This window comes from Actinomadura sp. KC345 (assembly GCF_004348515.1).
Taxonomy (GTDB): Bacteria; Actinomycetota; Actinomycetes; order Streptosporangiales; family Streptosporangiaceae; genus Spirillospora.
The window spans coordinates 1-6,611 of record NZ_SMKH01000371.1 but is presented as its reverse complement, the minus strand read 5'-3'; the positions used below and the strand labels follow the sequence as shown (position 1 = coordinate 6,611).

Genomic DNA, 6,611 nt, shown 5'->3' with positions numbered 1-6,611 from the left:
GCCCTCCCCGCCGCGTTTCGCACCATCGCCTGACATCCGGTGCACGAGCGAACGCCCCGAGCGTCCAAAGCCACGAACACTGCGAACGAGCACGGCACACTGTGAATATGAGGGTTCCTGCGCAGGCGCTCGTCGATCTCGGTGCCATCGGCGAGAACGTCGCGGTGCTGCGTGAACGGGCGGGGGGCGCCGAGGTCATGGCCATGGTCAAGGCCGAGGCTTACGGGCATGGGCTGGTCGAGGGCGCGCGGGCCGCGCTCGCGGGCGGCGCCACGTGGCTCGGCGTCGCGAAGCTGGCCGAGGCGCTGCGGCTGCGGGACGCGGGTATCGCCGTCCGGACGCTGGTGTGCCTCGGGGTGCCCGGCGAGCCGTTCGAGGAGGCGGTCGCGCGGGACGTCGATCTGACCGTGGGCGCGGTGTGGCTGCTGGACGAGATCCTCGCCGCGGCGGAGCGGGCGGGGCGGACGGCGCGGATCCACCTCAAGGCCGACACGGGCATGTCCCGGGGCGGGGTCCTGGGCGCGGACTGGGAGTCGCTGGTCGACGCGGCGCTGAAGGCCGAGGCGGCGGGGCGGGTCCGGGTCGCCGGGGTCATGTCGCACTTCGCCTGCGCGGACGAGCCGGGCCACCCCTCGGTCGCGGCGCAGATCGGCGCGTTCACCGAGATGGTCGAGTACGCGGAGAAGGCCGGGGCGCGGTTCGAGGTCCGGCATCTGTCGAACTCGGCGGCGACGCTGACCGCGCCCGAGGCGCGGTTCGACCTCGTGCGCCCGGGGATCGCGGTCTACGGGCTGACGCCCGTACCGGCGGCCGGCACGTTCGGGTTGCGTCCCGCGATGACGCTCGTGGCGGACGCGGCTCTGGTCAAGCGGGTCCCAGCAGGCAGCGGAGTGTCGTACGGTCACACGTACCACACCAAGCGGGACACGACGTTGGCCCTGGTGCCGGCCGGGTACGGGGACGGGATCCCCAGGCACGGCTCCAACCTGCTCCAGGTCCTCGCGGGCGGTAGGCGCCGGACGATCGCCGGGCGGGTCTGCATGGACCAGTTCGTCATCGACGTCGGCGACGACCCGCTCGCGGCGGGGGACGAGATCGTTCTGTTCGGGCCCGGCGACCGGGGCGAGCCGACCGCGCAGGAGTGGGCGGACGCGTTGGGAACGATCTCCTATGAGATCGTCACCCGCATCGGGTCCCGGGTACCGAGGGCGTACCCGGGAGGGGCGCTGTAGGAGATCGATGGACAGCAGGAGCAGGCGGAGGCTCGGCGTCGCCGGGGCCGTCGCGGGCGCCGGGGTCGGCGCCGCGGTCGGCGTGCGCCAGGCCGTGGTCGGCCGGGTGCGGCTGCGGCCGGATCCGGACGCCGGCGAGCCGTTCGGCGAGCTGCGCGGCCGGGAGCTGACCGTCACCGCCTCCGACGGTCTCCCGCTGCACGTCGAGGTGGACGGCCCCGACGACGCCGACCTGACCGTCGTCTTCTGCCACGGCTACACCCTGAACCAGGATTCCTGGCACTACCAGCGCCGTGACTTGCAAGGATCGCTGCGGATGGTGTTCTGGGACCAGCGCAGCCACGGCCGTTCCGGCCGGAGCGACCCCGTGGACGCGACGATCGAGCAGACCGGCGACGACCTGTACGCCGTGCTGAGGGCCACCGTCCGGCGGAACCGGCCGGTCGTCCTCGCCGGGCACTCCATGGGCGGAATGTCGATCATGGCGCTGGCGGACCGGCATCCCGAGCTGTTCGCACGGCAGGTCGTGGGGGTCGCTCTGATCAACACTTCCTGCGGGGACCTGGCGGAGATGACGCTGGGGCTGCCGCTGGTGCTGGCCAAGGTCGTCCGGCCGCTGGCCCCCCGGACGCTGCGCGGCCTCGGCCGCCGCGCCGAGCTGGTGGAACGCGCCCGCGGGCTGGGCGCCGACCTGGCGTTCGTCGTCACCCGGAAGATGGCCTTCGCCGACAAGCACGTGAGCCCGACCGTGGTCGACTTCCTCGAGCAGATGATCAGGGCCACGCCGATCGACGTGATCGCCGAGTTCTATCCGGCGCTGATGGCGCACGACAAGGTCGCCTGCCTCGAGGTCCTCGGAAGCGTGCCGACGCTGGTGCTGGCCGGCGGGCAGGACAGGCTGACCCCCGCCGTGCACGCCCGCCGCATCGCCGAGGCGCTGCCGGACGCCGAGCTGGTCGAGGTGGAGGAGGCCGGGCACGTGCTGCCGCTGGAGTACCCGGGCGTGGTGACCGGCGGCCTGCGCAGGCTGGTCGAGCGCGTCCGGCCGAGTCAGGAGGAGGAGCGCACCGCGTGAACGTGATATCTCTCACTGTCCCCACCGCGGAAGAGATGCGTGACCTGGGTGTTCGCCTTGCCGGGCAGCTCCGTGCGGGCGACCTGGTCGTGCTGACCGGCCACCTGGGCGCGGGCAAGACGACGCTCACTCAGGGCATAGGCGAGGGCCTGAAGGTCCGGGGTCCGATCACCTCGCCCACGTTCGTGATCGCGCGGGTGCACCCCGCGCTGGCGGGCGGGCCCCCGCTCGTCCATGTGGACGCCTACCGGCTCGGCGGTTTCGCCGAACTTGACGACCTTGATCTCGACGCCTCCCTCGACGAATCGGTGACGATCGTGGAATGGGGAGAAGGGCTCGCGGAGGGCCTCGCCGAGGACCGCCTAGAAATGATCATTTCTCGCGCGGACGGCTCCGGAGAGGAGCGCGGTGTAAGGATCGTCGGGGTCGGTCATCGCTGGTCCGACCTGGTACTCAGTGCAGGATGACTAGGTTCGGACAACTTCTTCGCTTTTTGTAAGTCCGGATGGACCACTTTACGGCGACATGTCGTACTCTTTGCCCGAACGTTCCTCAGCTAGCGACATATCGATTTCCGCAAGCAGGAGTGGGATCCGGTGAGTGGTAGCCATGGAAGCGGCAGCGGCCGCGACAGCTACCGCGGTTCGGACGGTGGCCAGGGCGGCGGTTACCGGCGGGACGGCGGTGGATACGGCGTGGGCGGCGACGAAGGCGCGCCGTACCCAGGCCATGAGTCCCGTCGTTCCTCGGAGCCCGGCGGTCACACGTCCGGTGGTTACGCGTCCGAGGGGTACGAGTCCGGGGGCTACGAGTCCGGCGGTGAATACTGTTACGGGCAATCAGGTAGCGGCCCGTACCAGAGGGAGACCGGTCCTTACCAGACCGGGGCCGGGAGCGGCCAGTACGGCCGCGACGACCGGGGATACCGCACGGGCAGCGGCGCCTACCGCACCGACAGCGGCGGCTACCGCACCGACAGCGGCGGATACCGGACGGGCAGCGGCTCGTACCGGGCGGGCAGCGGCGGCTACCGCACCGGCAGCCACCGCGTCGTGCGCGAACGCCGCGCCGGGAGGCGCTGGAGCGTCATCCTCGGCGCCGCCGCGGCGGCGGTCTGCGGCTGCGCCCTCGCCGCGTTCGTCATCCTGAACGGCCTTGGCGCGAGCGGTGAGGAGGACGCCGGCCAGGTCGTCGGCAGCGGTGCCGGCGAGAGCACCCAGAACAAGGGCGAGCGCTCCGCCGTCCCCGACTCCTGCACGATCGTCGGCCAGGACGTCATCGACAGGCTGGCGCCCGACTCCGAGCGCAACGAGGCCGACAACTACCAGGGCAGCGACAGGCAGAACGCGTGCGTGTGGGGCGCCTACGCGGGCGAGAGCAAGCGCCAGCTCACCCTTGAGCTCCGCGCGATCGCCGCCAAGGGCGGTCAGACGGCGATCGCCGCCGCGACCGGCACGTTCACCGCCGAACGCACCGCCGACGAGTCCGGGAAGTCCCTCCTGGCAGGCCAGGAACTCACGGACAAGCAGCGCCTCGACGACGTCGGCGACGACGGTTACGTCGTCTACAGCGTCGACGACGGGCAGGGCGCCGGAGAGGCGATCGGCAACGTCCGGGTGGGCAACGTCCTCATCACCATCCACTACTCCGGCTCCGACGACGGGGACCCGCTGTCCGCCGGCGCCGCCACCGACGGCGCCATCGAGGTCGCGAAGGCCGCGATCCAGGGTCTCGACCAGTCGTGAGCCATACGCGCACCTGACCTGTAGGCTTGCAACCCGTGCTGGTCTTGGCTTTTGACACCGCGACCGCCGCGATCACCGTGGCGCTGTACGAGTGGACGCCGGGTGAGGGCGCCGTGCCGCGCGGCGTCGCCGAGGCGGTCGACCGGCGCAGGCACACCGAGCTGCTCACCCCGTCCATAGCTGGGGTCATGGCGGAGGCGGGGGCCGCGCCGAACGACCTGAGCGCGATCGCCGTAGGCGTCGGGCCGGGGCCCTACACGGGGCTGCGGGTCGGGCTCGTCACCGCCCGTTCCATGGGCGAGGCGCTCAGCATCCCGGTTCACGGTGTCTGCACCCTGGACGTCATCGCGTGGGCCACCGGAAGGGCCGAACCGTTCGCCGTCGCCACGGACGCCCGGCGCAAGGAGCTCTATTGGGCGCGGTACGACTCGTACCGCGTGCGCGCCACCGCGCCCGCCGTGGGGCCGCCGTCCGATGTGCTGGACGGGGCGTCCCCTGGGCTTCCCGTCGTGGGTGAGGGCGCGGCCATCTACCCGGACGTCTTCGGCGATTCGGACCACGAGCCGCTGCTGCCCACCGCCGGCGCCCTCGCGGAGCTGACCGTCGCGCGGCTGGCCGGGGTGAAGGGGCCCGCCCTCCTGCCGCCCGAGCCCCTCTACATGCGCAGGCCGGACGCCAAGGAGCCGGGCCCGCGCAAGAAGGTGACGCGGGCGTGAGCGGCGTGTCCCTGAGGGTGATGACCGGCGCGGACCTGCCGGCCGTCCACCGCCTGGAGCAGGTTCTCTTCCCCGAGGACGCCTGGAGCGAGGAGCTCCTCGGCGCGGAGCTCGCCGACCAGCCCCGGACGCGGCACTACGTCGTCGCCGAGGCGTCCGGCGGCGACATCGTCGGCTACGCGGGCCTGGCCGCGGCCGGCGGGCAGGCCGACGTGCAGACCATCGGCGTCCGCGACGACCAGCGGGGGAGCGGCATCGGCGCCGCGCTGCTCACCGAGCTGCTGGACGAGGCCGCCCGCCGCAACAGCGAGTCGGTGTTCCTGGAGGTGCGCGCCGACAACGACGGGGCGCGCCGCCTCTACGAGCGGTTCGGCTTCGACGAGGTCGGCATTCGCAAACGGTACTACCAGCCCTCGGACGTGGACGCGATCGTCATGTGCCGCAAGCTCCGCACCCGTCCGCCCATGGGCTTCACCAAGGAGAGCATGTGATTCGGGACGAGCCGCTGGTGCTCGGCATCGAGACGTCGTGCGACGAGACCGGCGTCGGGATCGTGCGGGGGCACACGCTCCTGGCGGACGCGATCGCCTCCAGCGTGGACCAGCACGCCCGGTTCGGCGGCGTCGTGCCCGAGGTCGCGTCGCGGGCGCATCTGGAGGCGATGGCGCCGACCGTCGAGCGTGCGCTGGCGGACGCCGGGGTCGCGTTCACCGACGTCGACGCGTTCGCGGTGACCGCCGGGCCGGGCCTGCCGGGCGCGCTGATGGTCGGCGTGGCCGCCGCCAAGGCGTACGCGCTGTCGCTGGGCAAGCCGCTGTACGGCGTCAACCACCTGGCCGCGCACGTGTGCGTCGACCAGCTCGAACACGGCCCGCTGCCGAAGCCGTGCGTGGCGATGCTGGTGTCCGGCGGCCACTCCTCGCTGCTGCTGGTGCCGGACGTGGCGGGCGACGTCCGCTCGCTCGGCACGACGGTGGACGACGCGGCCGGCGAGGCGTTCGACAAGGTCGCCCGCGTCCTTGACCTCGGCTTCCCCGGCGGCCCGGTCATCGACCGGATGGCCCGTGACGGCGACCCGGCCGCGATCGCGTTCCCGCGCGGGAAGTACAAGGACGGCACCTACGACTTCTCGTTCTCCGGCCTGAAGACGGCGGTGGCCCGCTGGGTCGAGGCCAAGGAGCGCGCCGGGGAGCCCGTGCCGGTCGCGGACGTGGCGGCGTCCTTCCAGGAGGCCGTGGTGGACGTTCTCACGCAGAAGGCGCTGAAGGTCTGCAAGGACAACGGCGTCGACGACCTGCTGATCGGCGGCGGCGTCGCCGCCAACTCGCGGCTCCGGGCCCTGGCGGCGGAACGCTGCGAGGCCGCCGGCGTCCGGCTGCGGGTCCCGCGTCCCAAGCTCTGCACCGACAACGGCGCGATGGTCGCCGCCCTCGGCTCGGAACTGGTCGCCTCCGGAGCCGCCCCCTCAGACCTCCAACTCCCCGCCGACTCCAGCCTCCCCATCGAGTCGGTAACCCTCTAGCACTGGGCTAGGAGGGGGGCCAGGTAGTCCTCGTATAGGGGGGCTTCGGCTTCGTCCAGCAGGCGGGTGTCGTCTTCTGGGAGGAGGTCCAGGAGGGTGCGGACGTCCCAGTAGGGGTCGTGCGTGTAGCCGCCGGAGACCTGGTCGAAGGCGGACAGGAAGCGGTCGGCGACCTCGGGGCCGTAGCAGAGGGCCAGGCCGCGGCGCATGCGGGCGATGTCGACGGCGATGGGGCCGGACGAGGTGTCGGACCAGTCGACGATGCCGGTGAGCTTGCCGTAGGACCACAGCGTGTTGTCGGCGTGGTAGTCGCGGTGGATG

8 protein-coding genes are annotated in these 6,611 nt (G+C 72.2%); 7 read left to right on the top strand and 1 reads right to left on the bottom strand.

The annotated features are described in order from the left end of the window. Positions 1 to 107: 107 nt before the first annotated feature. From alr to tsaD, 7 genes are all read left to right on the top strand, one after another. Positions 108 to 1,232 (top strand): alanine racemase, encoded by a 1,125-nt coding sequence (alr, locus tag E1281_RS35665; protein ID WP_131884109.1) that lies wholly within the window; start codon positions 108 to 110, stop codon positions 1,230 to 1,232. A gap of 7 nt (positions 1,233 to 1,239) precedes the next feature. After that, positions 1,240 to 2,307, top strand: a complete 1,068-nt coding sequence (locus tag E1281_RS35660) for an alpha/beta hydrolase (RefSeq protein ID WP_131884108.1) — start codon at positions 1,240 to 1,242, stop codon at positions 2,305 to 2,307. 5 nt (positions 2,308 to 2,312) lie between these two features. Next, positions 2,313 to 2,774 (top strand): tRNA (adenosine(37)-N6)-threonylcarbamoyltransferase complex ATPase subunit type 1 TsaE, encoded by a 462-nt coding sequence (gene tsaE, locus E1281_RS35655; RefSeq protein ID WP_279433682.1) that lies wholly within the window; start codon positions 2,313 to 2,315, stop codon positions 2,772 to 2,774. Positions 2,775 to 2,903: 129 nt separating this feature from the next. Further along, positions 2,904 to 4,052 (top strand): hypothetical protein, encoded by a 1,149-nt coding sequence (locus tag E1281_RS35650; RefSeq protein WP_131884107.1) that lies wholly within the window; start codon positions 2,904 to 2,906, stop codon positions 4,050 to 4,052. 35 nt (positions 4,053 to 4,087) lie between these two features. After that, positions 4,088 to 4,768 carry a tRNA (adenosine(37)-N6)-threonylcarbamoyltransferase complex dimerization subunit type 1 TsaB gene (tsaB, locus tag E1281_RS35645; protein WP_131884106.1) on the top strand — a complete coding sequence of 227 codons (681 nt, stop codon included), beginning with the start codon at positions 4,088 to 4,090 and terminating at the stop codon, positions 4,766 to 4,768. A 20-nt stretch (positions 4,769 to 4,788) separates the two neighbouring features. Continuing rightward, positions 4,789 to 5,259: a ribosomal protein S18-alanine N-acetyltransferase gene (gene rimI / locus E1281_RS35640; RefSeq protein WP_131884111.1), complete on the top strand. Its 471-nt coding sequence runs from the start codon at positions 4,789 to 4,791 to the stop codon at positions 5,257 to 5,259. Then, positions 5,256 to 6,290, top strand: a complete 1,035-nt coding sequence (gene tsaD / locus E1281_RS35635) for a tRNA (adenosine(37)-N6)-threonylcarbamoyltransferase complex transferase subunit TsaD (protein WP_207943693.1) — start codon at positions 5,256 to 5,258, stop codon at positions 6,288 to 6,290. The genes rimI and tsaD overlap by 4 nt, the downstream gene beginning before the upstream one ends. Here tsaD and E1281_RS35630 read toward each other — a convergent pair. Continuing rightward, positions 6,287 to 6,611 (bottom strand): phosphotransferase (locus tag E1281_RS35630; protein ID WP_165959249.1); only part of this gene is annotated, 325 nt, incomplete at its 5' end. The two genes, tsaD and E1281_RS35630, sit on opposite strands and share 4 nt — an antisense overlap.